The sequence below is a fragment of the Amycolatopsis xylanica genome, from assembly GCF_900107045.1.
GTDB lineage: Bacteria > Actinomycetota > Actinomycetes > Mycobacteriales > Pseudonocardiaceae > Amycolatopsis > Amycolatopsis xylanica.
The window spans coordinates 285,075-302,603 of the sequence record NZ_FNON01000010.1 but is presented as its reverse complement, the minus strand read 5'-3'; the positions used below and the strand labels follow the sequence as shown (position 1 = coordinate 302,603).

Sequence of the window (17,529 nt, the reverse complement as noted above, 5' to 3'; positions counted from 1 at the left end):
TCACATTCACGAACGGCGGATGGGGAATTGTCCAGCCATTGGACGGGTGTCACGCACCGTGGTCGTCGGCTGCCCTGCGTCGATCAGGCGAACGAAAACCACTTTGGTGGAACGCCCGGCTTGGGGCGGGACGTCGGGTTCACCCGGAACACGCGGCCCGCGCCGAATGACCGAGATGCTCCGGTCACGCTCCCCGCGATCATCACCCCAGCTCACCGCGCCGTGAGCGGCTTGCGAGACGCACGCGCATCCCGTGAACACCGAACAGTGACAACGTTGGCGACCAAGCGTCGAAATCGGCCGGATTTCACGGAAAGTGCCCGAATATCACGCGGCGCGACCACCTGACCGGGCGATTGCGGTAACCGTACAAGTTCACTCGGTGACATCGTCACGAGGTGGATACAAGGCGGGATGACCCTCTGTCCATCGCGGCCCAAGGCGGCTACGTTCAGCCGCCAAGTCGGTCGCCCGTTTCAGGCCGGGCTGAGACTTGGCGGCCGCGGGATGTTAGGAGAAAGTGTGGCAAAGGCACGACACGCGGCCCTTCTCGCAGTGCTCACGGTCATTCCGCTGGCCACGGCCGGTTGCTCTTCCGGCGGCAGCGGATCCTCGGAGGACCCCTCGCTGTTCAACGCGCCGAAGCTGTACGCGGAGGCCGCCGATCCGAAGGGCGACGGGCGCGCCCAGTGCAAGAACATCTCGGTGGGCTACGTCGGCACCATCAACGGGGTCAACGCCGCGCTCGGGCAGAACATCCTGCGTGGCGCCGAGCTGGCCGTGAAACTCCACAACCAGGCCAACGCCGACTGCCAGATCGAGCTGAAGCAGTTCGAGACTGAGGGCAAGCCGGAGAAGACGGGCGCCGCGGTGGACAAGGTCGTCGCCGACTCGTCGGTGCTCGGCGTGGTCGGCACCTCGTTCTCCGGCGAGGGGAAGGTCGCGGGCGGCCTGTTCAACAAGGCGAAACTGGTCCAGATCACCCCCTCGGCCACCAACCCGTCGCTGGCCGACAACGGCTGGGACACCTTCTTCCGCGCACTCGCCAGCGACGCCGCGCAGGGGCCGGCGGCGGCGAAGCTGATGACCGTGAAGCTCGAGTCCCAGCGGGTCTGCGTGGTCAGCGACGACTCGCCGTATGGCACCGACCTGGGCAAGGCCGTGGTCGACGCGCTCGGCGACAAGTCCGTCTGCACCGTCAAGGTCAAGCAGGGCCAGACGGAATTCGGTTCCGTGGTCGACAAGATCCAGACCGAGAAGCCCGACACGGTCTTCTACTCCGGCTACTACCCCGAGGCCGGGCCGCTCGCGAACCAGCTCGACGCGGCGGGCGTGCAGGTCAAGTTCGTCGGCCCGGACGGCATCAAGAACGAGGAGTACCTCCAGGCGGCGGGCAAGGCCGCGGCGCGGTCGTTCTTCACCTGCCCGTGCGTGCCGGAGACCAACTTCAAGGACTTCACGACGGCTTATCAAAAGCTGGAAGGCCAAGAGCCCGGCACCTACGCTGTCGAGGCTTACGACGCCATGACGATCCTCATCGCGGGCATCGACAAGGGCATCTCAGACCGCCAGGGGCTGCTCGACTTCGTCAAGACGTACACCGGACAGGGACTTACCAAGCGCTTCAAGTGGGCCGAAAAGGGCGAGCTGATCGAAACTCCCGTGTGGGGCTACAAAGTCGAGAACGGGAAGATCGTCAACTACGGCCAGATCAGCTGAGCGCGAGGCGCGAGGCGTCCTGACCGGGTGGGGCGCCGAAAAGCCTGCGGTACTCGCGGTTGAACTGCGACGGGCTGTCGTAGCCGACGAGATGCCCGACGCCCGCGACGTCGCCGGCGCGCGCGACCAGCAGTGAACGGGCCTCCTGGAGCCGAATGCGTTTCTGGAACTGCAGCGGGCTCATCGCGGTGACCGCGCGGAAGTGCCGGTGGAAGGCGGACGGGCTCATCCCGGCCAGCCGGGCGAGGTCCTCGATCCGCATGGGTTCGGCGTAGTTGTCCCGAATCCAGCGGATCGCCCTGCTCACGTGGGTGAGCCCGCTCCCGGCCGTGCCGATCTGGCGGATCATCGCGCCGTGCGGCCCGGTGAGCAGCCGCCACAGGATCTCCCGCTCGAGCAGCGGGGCGAGCACGGCGGCGTCCGCCGGGCGGTCGAGCAGCCGGAGCATCCGGCGGACGGCGTCGAGCAGGTCGGCGTCCGCGTCGGCGGTCCCCATCGCGGGCAGCCCGGTCTCGCCGCGAGGGCGGGCGGGCGCCTCCAGCAACAGTGGCGCGATGACGGCAGGCCGCAGCACCAGCCCCATGCCCAGTGCGGGTGTCCGCGGGGTCGCGCCGAGGAAGTGACCGGTGACGGGCAAATCGGCGGTGACCACCAGGCACTGCCCGGCCCGGTACTCGAACACCTCGTCGCCGAGCAGCATGCGCTTGCCGCCGCGCGCCATGACGACCAGCAGCGGCTCGGTCAGCGAATAGTCCGGCGCCGACGTCTCCGCCTTGGACACCAGCAGCCCGTCGATCGGCGTCAGCTGATCCGGCCTCGCATGGGCCGCGATGATCGCGCTGATCTCGTCCAGCAGCTCTCGCATGGTCCGATAATGGCGAAGTCGGGAGGATCGTGCAATCGACTAAGCGGATCGGTCTACCGTGTGACGGCCCGCTCGCGCTTCGATGGAAGGACCGATCCAGCTACGGAGGAGTCACCATCATGGCGCTCGACCACTACGTCACCCTCGGCCGTTCCGGACTGCGGGTCAGCCCGTTCGCGCTCGGCGCGATGACCTTCGGCGGGGACCCCGGCAGCGCGGGCTGCGGCGTCGAGGAGTCGGAGAAGATCCTCGCGACCTACCTCGACCGCGGCGGGAACTTCGTCGACACCGCGAATTTCTACAGCAACGGCCACTCCGAGAAGATCCTCGGCGACTGGTTCGCCGCCCATCCCGGTCGCCGCGAGCGCGTGGTGCTGGCGTCGAAGTTCTTCGGCAATCTCTTCCCCGGCGATCCCAACGGCGGCGGCGCCGGCCGGTCGTCGATCATCGCCCAGCTCGACGAAACCCTGCGCCGTCTGCGCACGGACTACCTCGACCTCTACTGGCTGCACAACTGGGACAAGCACACGCCGGTCGAGGAGACTCTCCGCACGCTCGACGACCTGGTAGGAACAGGCAAGATCCGGTACGTCGGTTTCTCCAACACGCCCGCGTGGTTCACCGCCCAAGCACAGGCCACGGCGCTCCTCAAGGGCTGGACTCCCCTCATCGCGCTCCAGGTCGAGTACTCGCTGCTCGCCCGCACGGTCGAGGGCGAGCTCGCCCCGTTCGCGCTCGACCAGGGCATGGCGCTGGTCCCGTGGAGCCCGTTGAAGAACGGCTTCCTGTCCGGCAAATACCGCCGCGGCGCCGAGGTTTCCGATTCCGCCCGCACCGCCTACGTCGGCGGCCCCACCGAGTCAGAGTTCGCGGTCATCGACACCGTCACGGCCATCGCCGACGCACTCGAAACCACGCCGGCGGCCGTGTCGCTGGCGTGGCTTCACGCCCGCCAAGGCACCGTGGTCCCCATTCTCGGCGCCCGCCGCGTCGAGCACCTCGAAACCAACCTGGCCGCGCTCGAAGTCACGCTCACTCCGGAACACCTGCGGGCGCTGGACGAGATTTCGGCGCCGGCCCTGAACTATCCAGCGCCGATGCACGGCGCCCAGCGCGCGATGCTGCAGTTCGCCGGAGCCACGGTCGACGGCCAGCCCTCGACCGTTTACCCGCCACTGCTGCAGAGCGCGACCCGGTACTAGGGGGTCGTGAGTGGTATGACCGGTTCTAACCGGCCGTACCACTCACGACCACCCGGTCAGTCGCGCCTGCCGAACACATCGAGCACCTGCTGCGGAACGTCGTCACCGAACAGGCTCTCGATCAGGAACTCCTCCTCGATCGGATTTGCGTTGCGGTGGAACAAATCCCGTTCGTAGGCGGCGAGCGCGGCCTCGGCGTCGCCGGGATGCGCGGCGAGCGCCTTGCCGAGTTCCGCGCCATCGAGCATGGCGAGGTTGGCGCCTTCCCCGTTCGGAACGCTGAGATGGGCGGCGTCGCCGACCAGGGTGGCGCCCGGCAGCCGGTCCCAGCGGTGCCCGACCGGCAGCGCGTAGAACGGGCGCAGGACCGGCGCGGTGTCGCTGTCGGCGATCAGCGCGACGAGCTCCGGCGCCCAGCCCTCGAACTCGGCCGCGACCCTCGTGGCGGCCGCGGCCGGGTCGTCGAAGTCGATGGTGTCGAACCAGTCCAGCGGCCGGGTGAACTGGATGTATCCGTGCACCGTGTCACCCCGCTCGCGATGTGCGGTGATGCCCAGGTCCGCCGTGGGCCCGTTCGCGGCCAGCGTCCCGCCGCCGACCATTTTCGCGGTGGCGGGATGCCGGGTGTCGGCGTCGAAGAGATAGGTCTCGACGCAGCTTTCGCCCTGATACTCCGGCTTGGCGTCGCTGAGCAGCGGCCGGATCCGCGACCAGGCGCCGTCCGCGCCGACCAGCAGGCCCGTGCCGACGGTGGTGCCGTCCGCGAAGGTGACCTCGTGCCGTCCCCCGCCCAGCGCGCGGGCGCCGGTGACCTTGTGCCCCCACCGCACGGTGCCGTCCGGCAGCGAGTCGAGCAGCACCTGCCGCAGCTCCCCGCGCTGGACCTCGGGCCGCCCGCCCGTGCCGTCGTCGGCCTTCTCGAACACGAGCTCGCCCTGGTCGTCGACGATCCGCATCGCCTGCCGCCCGTCGAGGATGAGGCCGCGGAACTCGTCGACCAGGTCCGCCGCCTCGACGGCGAGCTGCCCGTTGTAGTCGTGGATGTCGAGCATCCCGCCCTGCATCCGTGCCATCGGGCCCGGCTCCGCCTCGTAGACGGTGGCCGGGATCCCGTGAACGTGCAGGACACGGGCGAGCGTGAGCCCGCCGAGTCCAGCGCCGATGATCGTGACCGAGGTGTGCATATGAGGCTCCTTAAGCCGTCTCTGGAATCTTGTTCCAAAGTGTGGTGAGAGCCGCTGGCACCGACCGCACACGACGCTGGCACGGACCTGTCAGGCCTTCATTCGTCGCCGACTCGCAGGTGGGGGCAGTCGGCGACCGGATCCCGGCGGGGGCAGGTGAGGAAGTGTTCGAGGAACGCCTCCGCCCGGGCGAGTTTCGCCTGCTGATCCCGGACGAGGGCGAGCCGTGCGCGGAGGACGTCGCGCCAGTCGTCACCACGGGCCGGTCCGTGCACGACGGTCGCGATCTCGTCGAGACTGAGCAAGCCGGTGTCCTGCAACATCTTCGCCACCGCCAGCCGGTGCAGTTCTTCCTCGCCGTAGAAGCGTTTTCCCGAACGGCGCAGCGTCGGACGCACCAGGCCGCGCTCATCCCAGTACCGCAACGCCGACACCGCGAGCCCGAGCCTCGCCGCCACCTCGCCGATCGGCCACATGATCACCAGTTGACCTCAAGCCGGCTTGAGGTCGCAAGCTGTCCGCGTGACACAAACGACAATCGTTATCAACAGGTCTCGTGGCGTGATGCTGGCCGTACTGTTCCTCTCCACCTTCATGGCGCTGCTGGATTCCAGTGTGGTCACCGTCGCGCTGCCCGCCATCCAACGGTCACTCGGCGGTCCGCTGTCGAATCTCCAATGGGTGCTCGACGGCTACACCGTCGCGCTCGCCACCGTCATGCTGACCACGGGCACGCTCGGCGACCGCTTCGGCCGCAAGCGGGTGTTCCTCGCGGGACTGGCCGTGTTCACGATCGCGTCGGCCTGCTGCGCGTTCGCCCCCGGCATCGGCTGGCTGATCGCCGCCCGCATCCTGCAGGGCGCGGCCGGTTCGGTGCTCATCCCCGGCGGGCTGTCCCTGATGGCCCAGGCCTATCCCGATCCGGGACGGCGCGCGCGGGTGCTGGGCGTGTGGGGCATGGTGGGCGCTCTCGCGTTCGTCGCAGGCCCACTCGTCGGCGGCCCGCTGACCGACGCCTTCGGCTGGCCCAGCATCTTCTTGATCAACCTGCCGCTGGGCGCGCTCGCGCTCGGGTTCGGGCTCCGGTCGCTGCGTGAGTCGGCCGACCCGGAGCACGCTTCACTCGACCCGCTCGGGCAGGTTCTCGCGATCGCCTGGACCGGGCTGCTCGTCTACGCCGTGATCGAGGCAGGCCATTCCGGCTGGAGCGCGACCGGCGTGCTGGTCTGCCTCCCGGGCGCGATGGCATGCCTGGCCGCGTTCGTGTGGGTGGAGTCCCGCAGCGTACGGCCGATGCTGCCGCTCTCGCTGTTCTCCAACGGCCGGTTCGCGGCGATCACGGTCGCGTCCTTCGTGCTCGGCGCCGGGTCCTACGGCTCGTTCTTCCTGTTGTCGCTCTATCTTCAGACCGTGCGAGGAGTCTCGGCGACGGGCGCCGGCGTCCGGTTCCTGCCGCTGGTGTTGGCGAGCTCCGTGTTCTCGCTGCTGGCAGGCCGGTGGGGCGGGCGAGTGCTGGTCCTCGGCTACGGGCTGACCGGCCTGGCGTTGCTGGCCTGCGCCACGATCACGGCGAGCACACCGTATCCGGTGGTCGCGGTGCTGTTCGCGGCACTCGGCGCCGGCATGGGACTCGCGCTCGGACCGACCAATCTCGCCGCGCTCGCGGCCGTACCCCGCGAACGCTCCGGCGTCGCTTCGGCGACGGTGAACACCGCGCGGCAGACCGGTACCGCACTCGGCATCGCGGTCCTCGGCGCGGTCGTCGCCGCGGCAGGCGACTTCGTCGGCGGCCTGCACATCAGCTTCGTCATAGCCGGCACCATGACGCTGGCGATCACGGTGGTACTCACACTCGGTCCGCGGCGAGGAACGGCGTCAGGAGATCGAGCAGTTCACGAGGACGGTCCAAGGGGATGATGTGGCCGCAGTCGGGAATGACGTGTGCGGTGAGGTCGTCGGTGATGGGGCGTAGCTGTTGTTCCAGCGCGGCGCCGACCGGGTGGGCTCCGATCGCCAGCGTGGGCATGGTGAGCCGGTTGTCTGCCACGGCGGCGCCGATCTGGAGGGCGGTGGTGGGCAGCGCCCGGTAGAAGGCGAAGGCGCAGCGGAGTGCATCGGTTCCGGTGTAGGCGTTGACGAACGCGTCGCGGATGTCCGGTGGCAGGCCGCGTCCGAGGGTGCCGGCGGTGAGAAACCAGTCGATGTAGGACGCCTCATGGTCAGTCAGGACCGTCTCGGCGAGACCGGGGACGGCGTGGAAGCCGAACCACCAGGGCGGGCCGGCGGCGAGGAACTCCTCGGCGCCGGGCAGTGAGCCCAGCACCGCTTCCATGAGGACCAGGCGCCGGATCCGGCCGGGTCGCCGCAGGGCGAGCAGGGCCGCGACCTGGACACCCGCGTCGATCGCGACCACGGCCGCGGTGGGTTCGGCGAGGGCGTCGAGGATTCCGGCGAGGTCGGCGGAAAGCGTGGCGGCGTCGTAGCCGTCCGGCGCGCGGGTGCTGGCGCCGAACCCGCGCAGGTCGGGCGCGATGACCCGGTAGTGCTCGGACAACGGGCCGATGATCTCGCTCCAGACCTGCCAGGTGTGCGGGAAGCCGTGCAGCAGCACGACCGCGGGACCGGCGCCCGCGACGGCCACGGTGGCGTTGATGCCGTTGGTCGCGATCCGGCGCAGTTCGACCTGCGCGGTGCGGAGTGTGGGAATGCGGTGCACGGTGCCTCCAGCGGTTACCATTGGTTACCAGCAAACGGTAGGTGACCTATGATGGGTCGCCAAGAGGGCACATTGCCGACAGGTGGTGAGGTGCGGGTGACCACTCGACCAGCACGCGCGAAGGGTGATCTGTTCGATCCCGCGTGTCCGACGCGTCAGCTGCTGGACCGCATCGGCACCAAGTGGACTTCGATGGCGATCAAGGTGCTCGCCGGAACGGCTCCTGGCGAGGTGCGGTTCGCCGACTTGCGGCGTCAGATGCCCGGCGTGTCACAGAAAATGCTGTCGGTGACCCTGCGAAGCCTGGTCCAGGACGGGCTGGTCGCCCGCCGGGTGGAGCCGACCGTGCCGCCGCGGGTGCACTATCGCCTTACCGACCTGGGCCTGTCATTGGAAACACCGCTGGCAGCACTGCGGGCCTGGGCCGAGGAACACATGGCCGAGATCGACCACGCGAACGCCATCGCGCGAGCCGGCGCCGTCGACAGCGAGTTTGGCTGACCAGCACATCGGCCTCAAGCAGGGCACGGAGTGCCCACCGAGACGTGAACGGTCCTGACCTCGCTTCCCGATCCGACTTCGAGCGGCACGCAGGCGGGCTCGTCGACCAAGAAGCCGCCGGGAAAGACCAGCCACGAGCCCGATTCCGAGTGCGGCACAGGGCAGGCGGGAATCCGCAGGCTCGTCGTCCACTCGGCCGCCCGGTTGCCCCACGAGATCGAGACGCGGGCCGCCCAGGCCGCGGGCACGGTCAGCGTCGCCTCACGTCCACTGTGGACGAACAGGGCGGTCTTGGCGAAAAGGCGATGTGGTCCTGCGCGCTGTCACACCAACGGCAATCACCATGGCGGCACTGACAATAGTCCGCATGATCCACTCCCCCGCCCCTTGCCCGCCAGGTGGCGAACCGAGAACCCCCTGCGATTATGGCCCGTCTCAATGGACTACGCGATAACGCAAATGCGTGGCGTTGCGGCCTTCCAGCCGTCGGACGGGCTCCAATTCGACGTGGCCGAGCCCGGTCGGCTCGAACAGCCGCCGTCCGCCACCGAGCAGGACGGGGACGAGGTGCAGTTCGAGTTCGTCGAGTTGCCCCGCCGCCAGCAACGCTTGCGCCGCACTCGCGCCGTGGACCAGCACCGCGCGATCTCCCGCGGCTGCACGGGCCTCGTCGGCGCACGCGTTGACATCGGTGTAGAACTTCGCGCTGCCCGGCGGCTCGTCGGCCGGGTCGATGTCGCGGGTGAGCACGTGGATCGGCACGCCGTCGTGATGGTCGCCTTGCCAGCGACCGGCCAGCTCGAACGTGCGGCGGCCGGAAACCACGGCGCCGGTGGCCGATGCCTCGGCGTAGATCTGCCCGTTGATCCCGTCGGACATCCGGTCGTCGAGCCAGTCGAACAACCGCCCGCCGTCGCGCCCGAGTTCCTGGCCCGGCCGATCGTCCGGCCCGGCGATGTACCCGTCGACCGACATGGACATATAAAGCCGAAGTGGCGTCCTGGCCATCTTCACTCCTCTTCCGCGAGAAAGTCGGCGGCGGTCATGCCGTCGGGGTGGCCCGCTGGCCATTGGACAAGTTCGATCCGGCGGCCGTCGGGGTCGGCGATGAACGCCGTCTTCAGGCCGTCCTGGTTTTCGTGCGCCGGGGCGGACGGCTCGATCCCGTGCCCAGCCAGCGCGTCGAGCGTGCCGTCCATCGACTCGACCCGCACGACGAAATGACTCACGCCGGTGCCAAGGTCGACCGGATCGCCGTCGTGAACCAGCTCGACGGTGACGAACTCGTCGCCGGGGAGCTTGAGCATGGTCAACTGCCCGATCGGCGTCTCGGGCACGCGGCCGACGATCTCGTAGCCGACGGCCGTGTAAAACGCCAGTGACCGCTCGAGGTCGGTCACCCGCAATCCGACGTGCAACGTTCTCATCCCAGTACCTCCACTGCGCGCGTCGTCGCCCGCGTGTTCTCCGATCAGCGCGCCATGCCGCTCACGGACTCGTGAACCCCCGGGGTCCCGGCCTGCCCACCAACCTGTCACGACGACCCCGACCAGGCAGCAAGCCGCGAGGATCAGGCCGAGCTCGACGGCGGGGTCGTGTTCTTGCGGGTGCCCCACCGTCCAGCCGAGCAGGGGGCCGACGGACGCCAGCCCGGTCAGGACGGCGGCGCCGATGACCACCGCCACGCGCGATCGCGGCAGTAACCGTCGAGTCAGCGCGAAACCGGCGAGGCTCCCGAACAAGCACACGTCGACCACCAGCCAGAGCCCGGTCGACATTCTCGCGGTCGAGGCGAAGAACGCGACCGCGCCGAGAATCGGTAAAGCCGCCAGGCTGAGCAGGACGAGCGGCACCACTACCGGCGCGAACCCGCGTCCGAGCCGGGCACCGGCCCGGCCCGCCGCCACCGACATCCCGATCACCAGCGCGAGCACGGCGATCAGGCCCGCAGTGGAGACCTCGACCCCGATCGCCCGGCCGAACCCGGTGAGCGGCATGGGCCGGATCTCCAGGCCAGGGACCACGACCGGCACCCGCCGCCAAGCACCGTCAGCGCCGCGCACCGCCAGTCCTTCGACGCCGTTGGCCACGATCACCTCGTGTCCGCCCTGGACGGTGCGGACCATGACCTCCACACTGGCCACGCTCTCCACGCGATCGACCCCGGCGGGAAACGGATGCTGGCGCAGCACGAACTGCCACCGGGCGGCAGGCACCTCCCACGCGGTGTGCCAGCTCTCGCCGGCGTCGGTCGTCTCGTCGACGCCGAGCATGCGACCGCCACGCGGCACCGCCTCCGCGGGGTCGAAGCCACCACCGCCATGCACCCGATAGCAGTGCGCGGCGTCGTCCGGCACGCAGGGTTCGGTCTGCGGCCGACGCTGCTGTCGCGGGTCGGACGGCGGTCTCCCCGGCAGCGGAGTCCAGCCGTCGACACCCGACCGGGAGCCGTAAGCCAGCCCGCCCACCTCGATGACCACCTGCCCGCCGCTCCCGTCTTCGCTCCTCACGGAGTCGACCGACGGAAGTGAGCTGGCAGGCGCCGAAGTCGCGCAGATCGCCAGCACCGCGAACGGCACCGCGACCACCACCCGCGCCCGGAAGACGAGGCCGTCCGGCAGCGGCGGAGCCGACGCAGCCTGACGCCAGGCCCACCAGGCAAGCCCGAGCGCGGGCAGCGCGACCAGGTCGCTCGAATCAGCGAGAACGACCGAAGGCCCGTTGATCCCCGACCACACCGCCGACGCGGCCTCGGCACCCGCGGAAGTCAGCTTGACCACGGCGAATCCGGCACCGGTCAGCACTACCGCGACCGCGGCGCCGATCCGGTCGGCGAGGAACAGGCCGAGCAGCAGCCCGAGCACCGGCGGCGCCACCACCAGCCCGGCCACGTCGCTGAGCTTGCCGGTGACGAGTCCCGGCCATGCCTGTTTGAACACGTGATCGTTGAGCAGGAGCACCGCGGTGGCCCCGATGGTCAGCGGATGCGCCACCCAGCGCAGGAACACCCCAGTTCGCATGAGGCACAGCCTGCGGTGCCGCGATCACAGCGATGACACGGCTCAGCGCCAGAATGGCCCACGAGCGCCCTTGCCGTGGGCTCATTCATCGGACACATCGGCTCTATTCGCCATCTCGCTGACCGATGTGCCGCTGCAGCAGCCTGATCGCGAGGTCGTGGCGATATGCCGCCGCCATGTCCATCGGCGAACGCCCGGCGGGGTCGGGCAAGGTGGGGTCGGCGCCGAATGCCAGCAGGACCGCCGTCAGGTGAACGCTCAACGGCTCACCGGTCTGCGCGGCGCCGTCTCCTTCCGCGTCGATGGCGTGTGTCAGCAGCGTCATGTCACCGAAGACTTCATCGGGATCACTGCCCGCAGCCAGCAGGCGCGCCAACGTCGCCACGTCGAAATGCTCGACCGCATGGTGTGCCGGCGTCCAGTAGCCGTCCTCGTCACTCACCAGGACAGTCAACACGAAGTCATTCAAGAGGTTCGCTGTCCTACCAACAAATCACGTGTGTCGGACACAAACTCGCCGGTACGCTCAGCTGCACTAGAGGACGGCCGGAGGAGGCAGAGCATGGCGCGGAAGAGCCCGCAAGAGAAAAAGGCGCTCAGCTACGCCAAAGACCGGCGCAACGACTACGGCGAGAACGACAAGAGTTCACGCAAGAACATCCGGCGGAACAAGCAGTTCCCCAACCGCGCCGACCGACACCGTGAACGCCAGGTCTTGGCCACGGCCGCCGGCCCGGTCGCATTCGAGTCGGCCGAAAAGGCCGAGACCAGGCTTGCGGCGAAGAAGTCGATGTGGTTGACGAAGGGTTGGCGGAAGTGGCGGGACGCCCCGCTCGCCGACACTGTCATCTCCAAGCTCCAGCGCCGAGCCAAGCTCGGGATGGACGATCCGGCTGACGTCGACGCGCGCGTCGAGCGCATACGCCGCGCCAGCCAGAGGAAACGCTGAACGTCGCGGAAACGCTTGCCGCGCAACACCTCTACCGGTCCGCCGCAGCGGTCAGGTGACACCAGTACCACGGCTCCGCCGCAACGAGTCCTTTGAGGATGACCGGGGCAGCGCTCGCCCAGATGATCATGCTGTTTGCTACCCGGCCCGATCGTCTAGCGCCAGCGTCCGGGACAAGCCCGACACCACCCACAAGCTCGTCGAACTCGATGCGAACGTCAACGACCAAGACGCACTCGCCCTCCTCAACCTCAGGGGAACGAAAGTGGCTTATGTGTGCTGGTTAAGGCGTTGAACGCCTAGTTCCCACTCACCCGGCCGCGGTCTGGGTGACAAGGGGCGCCCTTGTCACCCACAGCGTGACAAGGGCGCCCCTTGTCACGTGCCACGGTGAACTAGCCGCGCGAGTGGAAGAATTTCTGCACCCAACGGAGCAAACCTTCCACTCGCACCGACACTAAGGCGACAGGTAACCAAGTACCGGACCGCTAGAACCCACCCGCGGCACTCACGAGTCCTCCGGCACCGCTGGCAACAGGACGACATCGACTTGTCATCGATCAGTTCTCTTCGGCCGCGAGCTGCCCACAAGCAGCCGCGATCTCCTGACCACGCGTGTCGCGCACTGTGCAAGCCACGCCACCGGCATTCACCAAACGCACGAACTCGCGCTCAACAGGCTTCGGCGACGCGTCCCACTTCGAACCCGGAGTCGGGTTCAACGGGATCACGTTCACATGCACCAAATGACCCAAATGCTTCCGCAGCACCTTCGCCAAAAGCTCCGCACGCCAAGGCTGATCGTTGATATCGCGAATCAACGCGTACTCGATCGAAACCCGCCGGCCCGAAACGTCCGCGTAATACCGGGCAGCCGACAAAACCTCGTCCACCGACCACCGGTTGTTCACCGGCACCAACGTGTCCCGCAGCTCATCGTCCGGCGTGTGCAAAGACACCGCCAGCCGCACCTGCATCTTCTCGTCGGCCAGCTTCCGGATCGCCGGCGCCAGGCCCACCGTCGACACCGTCACCGAACGCTGCGAAATCCCCAAACCCTCGGGCGCCGGATCCGTGATCCGGCGGACCGCCGCCACCACACGCTTGTAGTTCGCGAGCGGCTCGCCCATGCCCATGAAGACGATGTTCGACAGGCGGCCGGGGCCGCCTGCCATCGTGCCGTCGCGCATGACCGCGGCGGCCGAGCGGACCTGGTCGACGATCTCGGCCGTGGAGAGGTTGCGGTCGAGGCCGCCCTGGCCGGTGGCGCAGAAGGGGCAGGCCATGCCGCAGCCGGCCTGGCTGGAGATGCACAGGGTCGCGCGGTCGGGGTAGCGCATGAGGACGCTCTCGAGCAGCGTGCGGTCGTGCGCGCGCCAGAGGGTCTTGCGGGTGGCGCCGTCGTCGCAGGCGAGTGCGCGGATCTCGGTGAGCAGGGGCGGCATGAGCTCGTCCACCAGCCGCTGGCGAGACGCCGCCGGGATGTCGGTCATCTCCTCCGGGTCGACCGTGAGCCGGGAGAAGTAGTGGTTCGAGAGCTGCTTCGCGCGGAACGGCTTTTCGCCGAGTGCGACGACGGCCTCGGCTCGTTCGGCGGCGGTGAGGTCGGCAAGGTGGCGCGGCGGGAGGCCGCGCTTGGGCGCGTCGAAAACGAGAGGGAGGGCAGTCATAGCAGGTCAAGTGTCCCATGTCGGCCGTTGAGGGTTACATCACGCCCGAGTGGTCGCCTGACGTGACCAGTACGTCACTATGCGTCGCCAGCTTTGACGTCGAGTGAGCAGAAGAGTTCGGCGCGGCTGGCGTAGCCGAGCTTCTGGAGCACGCGGCTCACGTAGTTCTTCACCGTCTGCCTGGCCAGGCACATCTCGGCGGCGATCTCGGCGTTGGACCAGCGGCGCAGCACGAACGCGAGCACGGATTCCTCGCGCTGGGTGAGCGTCATCGCGGCCGCCGGGGCGGGCTCGCCGGGCGGCCGCTTCTGCTCGCCGAGTATCCAGGCGCGCTCGCCGCTGCGCGTGCGGCGGACGGCGTCGAGCAGCTCGGCGTTGCTGGCGGTCTTGTGCACGAAGCTGTCGGCTCCCGCGTTGAGCGCCGCGGCGACGGACGCGGGCGAGGCGTCGGCCGCGAACACCATCACCGACGCGCCGTCGAGGTGCTCCTTGGCGAACTGGCAGATCTCCACGCCGTCCGACGAGCCCGACAGCCGTAGCTCCGTGATCACCAGGTCGGGGCTGTTCTTCTCACACTCGAGGATCGCTTCCTCGCCCGTTCCGGCTTCGTTCACCTCCTCCACGCCGTCCGCCGCGCCGAACAGGCTGCGCAGCGCGTATCTGATCACCGGCTCGTCATCGACCACGAGCATGCTGATGCTTTCCACCGTGCCTCCGCAAATGTCGCGCCCGGGGACTTGCGACCCCGCATCCACCGAGCGCCATCGCCGGGGAACCGTCAGAGTCGACCATCTTGGCGAGTCGCCCGGAGATCGACAATGACCGATCGACGCCACCGGGGAGCGGCGGCGCTGACTCTCGGCTGGCCATCGGGACCACCGGCTACGCCGAGCAAGTGAACGCGGGACACGGACGCGGGAAAGACGTTCCCGGGGTGCTCACGCTCGGTCGGGCACGAAGCCCGGGTGGACCATTCTCCCCGCTCCCGGGCGTCCTGGCGGGTGACTGGAGCCAGGTTGGGCCGATAGCCCGGCCGATACGGCCGTGCGGCGCAACAGTCACGGTTGTCCACAGTGGACAAGGTGATCCGACGAACCCACGACTTCACCGGGATCCCAGCGTACGGAGCAGATCACGGCGGCTGGCGAAACCGAGCTTCTGGAGCACCCGGCTGACGTAGTTCTTCACGGTCTGTTTGGCGAGCTTCAGCTCTTGGGCGATCTCCGCGTTCGACCATCGGTGGAGCACCAGCTCGAGTATCTCCTCTTCCCGCGGCGTCAACGCGGCCGTCGAGTCCGGCCTGACCCGGAACGGGCGGGAGGCGGCGCGCAGGATCCAGGTCCGCTGCCCGGATTTCGTTCGCTCGACCGCGTCCATCAACTCCGCACACCCGACCGACTTGTGGACGAAACTGTCGGCGCCGGCGTTCATGGCGACCGCGACGGCCGAGGGCGCCGAAGCGGAGGTGTACACCATCACCTTGACGTCGTCCGACTTTCCCTTGACGAACTGGCATATCCGGGCGCCCACCGGGCCGGTCGCGAAGAAAAGCTCCGTTATCACCACGTCCGGCAGGCTTTTCGCACAGGTGCGCAGCGCTTCCTGCTCCGAGCCCGCCTCGATTATCGACTGAATGCCGGAACGTGATTCGAGCAATGTGCGTAACGCATAACGCACGAGCGGCTGATCGTCCACGACAAGTAATGTGACGTTATCCATTCGACTCCCGACCGATCGATTCAGGGGCACGAGTGAACCAGGTCGGCGACCGGCCCGGCAACGATGATCGATTCGAATGCAGGTGGTCGCGAAAACAGGTACGTGAATTTCGGCCAACAGGATGACACGAACCGGCCACCCGGCCCACGGAAGTGCCCCGCGGTACTCGATTCCGCCGAAATCGGGTACCGGCGGTAACCGGTGGTACCGAAGGTCCGTTGTACCCAGCACACTCGGGACCTCCGGTTCCTTACCAAGAACGTGTTTCGGGTCTGTCATGAACGTATGAACCTTTTCGGGCAAGGCGCGGCGTTCCTGCTCGCGCTGACCGGTCTGCCGCTGGCGACCCCAGCGCAGCCGGTGAAGATCCACGAGGTGCTCGCCGGACCGGCGGGCTACATCGACCTGCACAACACCTCCGGCGGCACGGTCCGGCTCGACGGGTGGGTGATCAAGGCCTGCACCGGCGGCCCGATGCCCACCGACCTGGCCGTAGTGCCCGCGGGCAGCTCGATCCCGCCCGGCGGGCACTACCTCGTCGTCGGCCAGTACTTCGCCGGCTCGACCGGCCAGGACACCGTCGTCGAGTCCATCGACGGCGACGGCCAGCTGCTGCTGGACCGCAAGCGGGCGCTGGTCGACAGGGTGGCATGGGCGCCGTCGTCGCCGTGCCGGGAGCGCGATGCCGCGCAGCCCTGTGACGGGCTGCCGCTCACCCGCGACGCGGCCAGCACCGACACCGACGACAACCGCGTCGACTTCGGCTGCGAGCTGGAGCACTAGCGGGACACGAATGCCAGTAGCTCCACGCGGACACCCGCGTGGGGCCATTCGGCCTGCCCGGAACAGGAACAAATCTCACGAGAAAGGTCATCGTCGTGCCGCGAAACGCGGAGAACTCCACCCCCATGAGCGGTCTGCTCACCGAGCGCAGACGCCTGAGAGGTCTTTCCCAGCACGATCTAGCCGAGAAACTCCAGTCCGTTTCCGGCAACAGCAGCATCACCAGGGAAGTCGTCTCCCGGTGGGAACGCGGCAAACGCATCCCCGGCCCCTACTGGCGCCATTGGCTCGGTCACGCGCTCGAAATGCCGCCGTGTGACCTCGAATCCGCCGCGTCACGCACCCGCGACCATCGCCGGGCGCAAAAACGGTGATATTATTGGCCCCTTTTCCGGCGCCGAGTCCCCGCGCCACCATGGAATCACACCGGCAGGGCGGGGATCGGAATTCGACCCGCTTTGCCGGTACTCACCCCGAAATCCGAAAGGAATACCCATGCGCCGATTTCTGAGTGGCTCCGCGGCATTCGCCATGCTGGCCATCGGAGTGGCCACCGCCGGTGTAGCGAACGCCCAGGACAACAGCACCTCGACCGAGGCGACCCCGCTGGTTTCGTCCACCGTGGTCATCAACGAGGTCTCCACCCGCGGCCCGAACGGCCAGCTGGACGAGTTCATCGAGATCCGCAACGTCGCCAACCGGCCGATCAACCTCAGCGGCCACCAGATCCGCATCTACTCGGCCAACAGCCAGGTCGGCGTCATCTCCGTGCCCGCGGGCACCGTGCTCCAGCCCAGGGGCAACGTGGGCCAGTTCCTGGTGCTGACCGGCCAGGACTTCTCCGGCACCATCGCCGACGAGTCCAACGTGCTGCCGATGTTCCTCGTCGGCGCCGAGGGCATCCCGAGCAACGGCGGTGTCGCGATCTTCAACGGGACCGGCGCGAAGCTCGACGGCGTCGCCTTCTCGCTCACCGTCCCCGCCGCCCGTGAAGGCCAGCCCGCGGTGCCCGAGACCGTCGTGACCGAGCAGCTGGAAGCCGCCAACGCCCGCGACATCCTCAGCACGGACACCGACAGCAACAGGGTCGACTTCGCACTGCACGTGCGCACCCCCGGTGCGCTGAACTGACCCTCCTCCCCGACCGGCCCCGGTCCGCTTCGGCGGGCCGGGGCTTTCTCGTGGCGCTATGTCGCCACCG

At 68.3% G+C, this 17,529-nt stretch carries 19 protein-coding genes; 8 read left to right on the top strand and 11 right to left on the bottom strand.

Going from position 1 to position 17,529, the window contains the following annotated elements; all coding sequences use genetic code 11:
* Positions 1-522: 522 nt before the first annotated feature.
* Entirely contained in the window at positions 523-1,719 is a 1,197-nt protein-coding gene (locus tag BLV57_RS36495) for a branched-chain amino acid ABC transporter substrate-binding protein (RefSeq protein WP_245757659.1), read from the top strand.
* Here BLV57_RS36495 and BLV57_RS36490 read toward each other — a convergent pair.
* A complete protein-coding gene (locus BLV57_RS36490; protein WP_176968963.1) occupies positions 1,712-2,584 on the bottom strand; it encodes an AraC family transcriptional regulator in 873 nt (290 codons plus the stop codon). The two genes, BLV57_RS36495 and BLV57_RS36490, sit on opposite strands and share 8 nt — an antisense overlap.
* A 119-nt stretch (positions 2,585-2,703) precedes the next feature.
* Between BLV57_RS36490 and BLV57_RS36485 the strand changes: the two genes are divergently transcribed.
* Positions 2,704-3,786: an aldo/keto reductase gene (locus BLV57_RS36485; RefSeq protein WP_091297477.1), complete on the top strand. Its 1,083-nt coding sequence runs from the start codon at positions 2,704-2,706 to the stop codon at positions 3,784-3,786.
* A 56-nt stretch (positions 3,787-3,842) separates the two neighbouring features.
* Here the strand turns inward: BLV57_RS36485 and BLV57_RS36480 are convergent, their stop codons facing one another.
* Both BLV57_RS36480 and BLV57_RS36475 read right to left on the bottom strand, forming a co-directional pair.
* The gene (locus BLV57_RS36480; RefSeq protein WP_091297474.1) at positions 3,843-4,970 is read right to left on the bottom strand and encodes an FAD-dependent oxidoreductase; all 1,128 of its coding nucleotides are present in this window, start codon (positions 4,968-4,970) and stop codon (positions 3,843-3,845) included.
* A gap of 98 nt (positions 4,971-5,068) precedes the next feature.
* On the bottom strand, positions 5,069-5,446 hold the full coding sequence (locus BLV57_RS36475) for a MerR family transcriptional regulator (protein ID WP_091297595.1): 378 nt from the start codon (positions 5,444-5,446) through the stop codon (positions 5,069-5,071).
* An 88-nt stretch (positions 5,447-5,534) separates the two neighbouring features.
* On the opposite strand from BLV57_RS36475, the gene BLV57_RS36470 reads away from it, so the two are divergent.
* On the top strand, positions 5,535-6,887 hold the full coding sequence (locus BLV57_RS36470) for a DHA2 family efflux MFS transporter permease subunit (RefSeq protein WP_091297472.1): 1,353 nt from the start codon (positions 5,535-5,537) through the stop codon (positions 6,885-6,887).
* On the opposite strand, the gene BLV57_RS36465 is transcribed toward BLV57_RS36470, so the two are convergent.
* A complete protein-coding gene (locus tag BLV57_RS36465) occupies positions 6,817-7,686 on the bottom strand; it encodes an alpha/beta fold hydrolase (protein WP_425426068.1) in 870 nt (289 codons plus the stop codon). The genes BLV57_RS36470 and BLV57_RS36465 overlap by 71 nt on opposite strands.
* A gap of 96 nt (positions 7,687-7,782) precedes the next feature.
* On the opposite strand from BLV57_RS36465, the gene BLV57_RS36460 reads away from it, so the two are divergent.
* Positions 7,783-8,187, top strand: a complete 405-nt coding sequence (locus tag BLV57_RS36460; RefSeq protein ID WP_245757662.1) for a winged helix-turn-helix transcriptional regulator — start codon at positions 7,783-7,785, stop codon at positions 8,185-8,187.
* A gap of 14 nt (positions 8,188-8,201) precedes the next feature.
* Here BLV57_RS36460 and BLV57_RS43045 read toward each other — a convergent pair whose 3' ends face one another.
* From BLV57_RS43045 to BLV57_RS36445, 4 genes are all read right to left on the bottom strand, one after another.
* The gene (locus BLV57_RS43045) at positions 8,202-8,435 is read right to left on the bottom strand and encodes a hypothetical protein (protein WP_143047236.1); all 234 of its coding nucleotides are present in this window, start codon (positions 8,433-8,435) and stop codon (positions 8,202-8,204) included.
* A 187-nt stretch (positions 8,436-8,622) separates the two neighbouring features.
* Entirely contained in the window at positions 8,623-9,195 is a 573-nt protein-coding gene (locus BLV57_RS36455) for a dihydrofolate reductase family protein (RefSeq protein WP_091297466.1), read from the bottom strand.
* Positions 9,196-9,197: 2 nt separating this feature from the next.
* Positions 9,198-11,207: a VOC family protein gene (locus BLV57_RS44075; RefSeq protein WP_245757658.1), complete on the bottom strand. Its 2,010-nt coding sequence runs from the start codon at positions 11,205-11,207 to the stop codon at positions 9,198-9,200.
* Between the two features lie 103 nt (positions 11,208-11,310).
* Positions 11,311-11,649 carry an ankyrin repeat domain-containing protein gene (locus BLV57_RS36445; RefSeq protein ID WP_218134951.1) on the bottom strand — a complete coding sequence of 113 codons (339 nt, stop codon included), beginning with the start codon at positions 11,647-11,649 and terminating at the stop codon, positions 11,311-11,313.
* Positions 11,650-11,769: 120 nt separating this feature from the next.
* Between BLV57_RS36445 and BLV57_RS36440 the strand changes: the two genes are divergently transcribed.
* Positions 11,770-12,156 carry a hypothetical protein gene (locus BLV57_RS36440; protein WP_091297463.1) on the top strand — a complete coding sequence of 129 codons (387 nt, stop codon included), beginning with the start codon at positions 11,770-11,772 and terminating at the stop codon, positions 12,154-12,156.
* Positions 12,157-12,716: 560 nt separating this feature from the next.
* Here the strand turns inward: BLV57_RS36440 and rlmN are convergent.
* The 3 genes from rlmN to BLV57_RS36420 form a co-directional block, all read right to left on the bottom strand.
* Positions 12,717-13,826: a dual-specificity RNA methyltransferase RlmN gene (gene rlmN / locus BLV57_RS36430; protein WP_091297458.1), complete on the bottom strand. Its 1,110-nt coding sequence runs from the start codon at positions 13,824-13,826 to the stop codon at positions 12,717-12,719.
* 77 nt (positions 13,827-13,903) lie between these two features.
* Positions 13,904-14,533: a response regulator transcription factor gene (locus tag BLV57_RS36425; protein WP_091297455.1), complete on the bottom strand. Its 630-nt coding sequence runs from the start codon at positions 14,531-14,533 to the stop codon at positions 13,904-13,906.
* Positions 14,534-14,930: 397 nt separating this feature from the next.
* Positions 14,931-15,521, bottom strand: coding sequence for a response regulator transcription factor (locus tag BLV57_RS36420; protein ID WP_176968962.1), 591 nt, complete (start codon positions 15,519-15,521; stop codon positions 14,931-14,933).
* Between the two features lie 309 nt (positions 15,522-15,830).
* On the opposite strand from BLV57_RS36420, the gene BLV57_RS36415 reads away from it, so the two are divergent.
* The 3 genes from BLV57_RS36415 to BLV57_RS36405 all read left to right on the top strand — a co-directional run bounded on the left by BLV57_RS36415 (position 15,831) and on the right by BLV57_RS36405 (position 17,459).
* Positions 15,831-16,328 carry a lamin tail domain-containing protein gene (locus tag BLV57_RS36415; RefSeq protein WP_091297450.1) on the top strand — a complete coding sequence of 166 codons (498 nt, stop codon included), beginning with the start codon at positions 15,831-15,833 and terminating at the stop codon, positions 16,326-16,328.
* 95 nt (positions 16,329-16,423) lie between these two features.
* Complete coding sequence (locus BLV57_RS36410; RefSeq protein WP_245757657.1) at positions 16,424-16,702, top strand: helix-turn-helix transcriptional regulator; 279 nt, start codon at positions 16,424-16,426, stop codon at positions 16,700-16,702.
* A 121-nt stretch (positions 16,703-16,823) separates the two neighbouring features.
* Positions 16,824-17,459 (top strand): lamin tail domain-containing protein, encoded by a 636-nt coding sequence (locus tag BLV57_RS36405; protein WP_091297446.1) that lies wholly within the window; start codon positions 16,824-16,826, stop codon positions 17,457-17,459.
* Positions 17,460-17,529 lie beyond the last annotated feature (70 nt).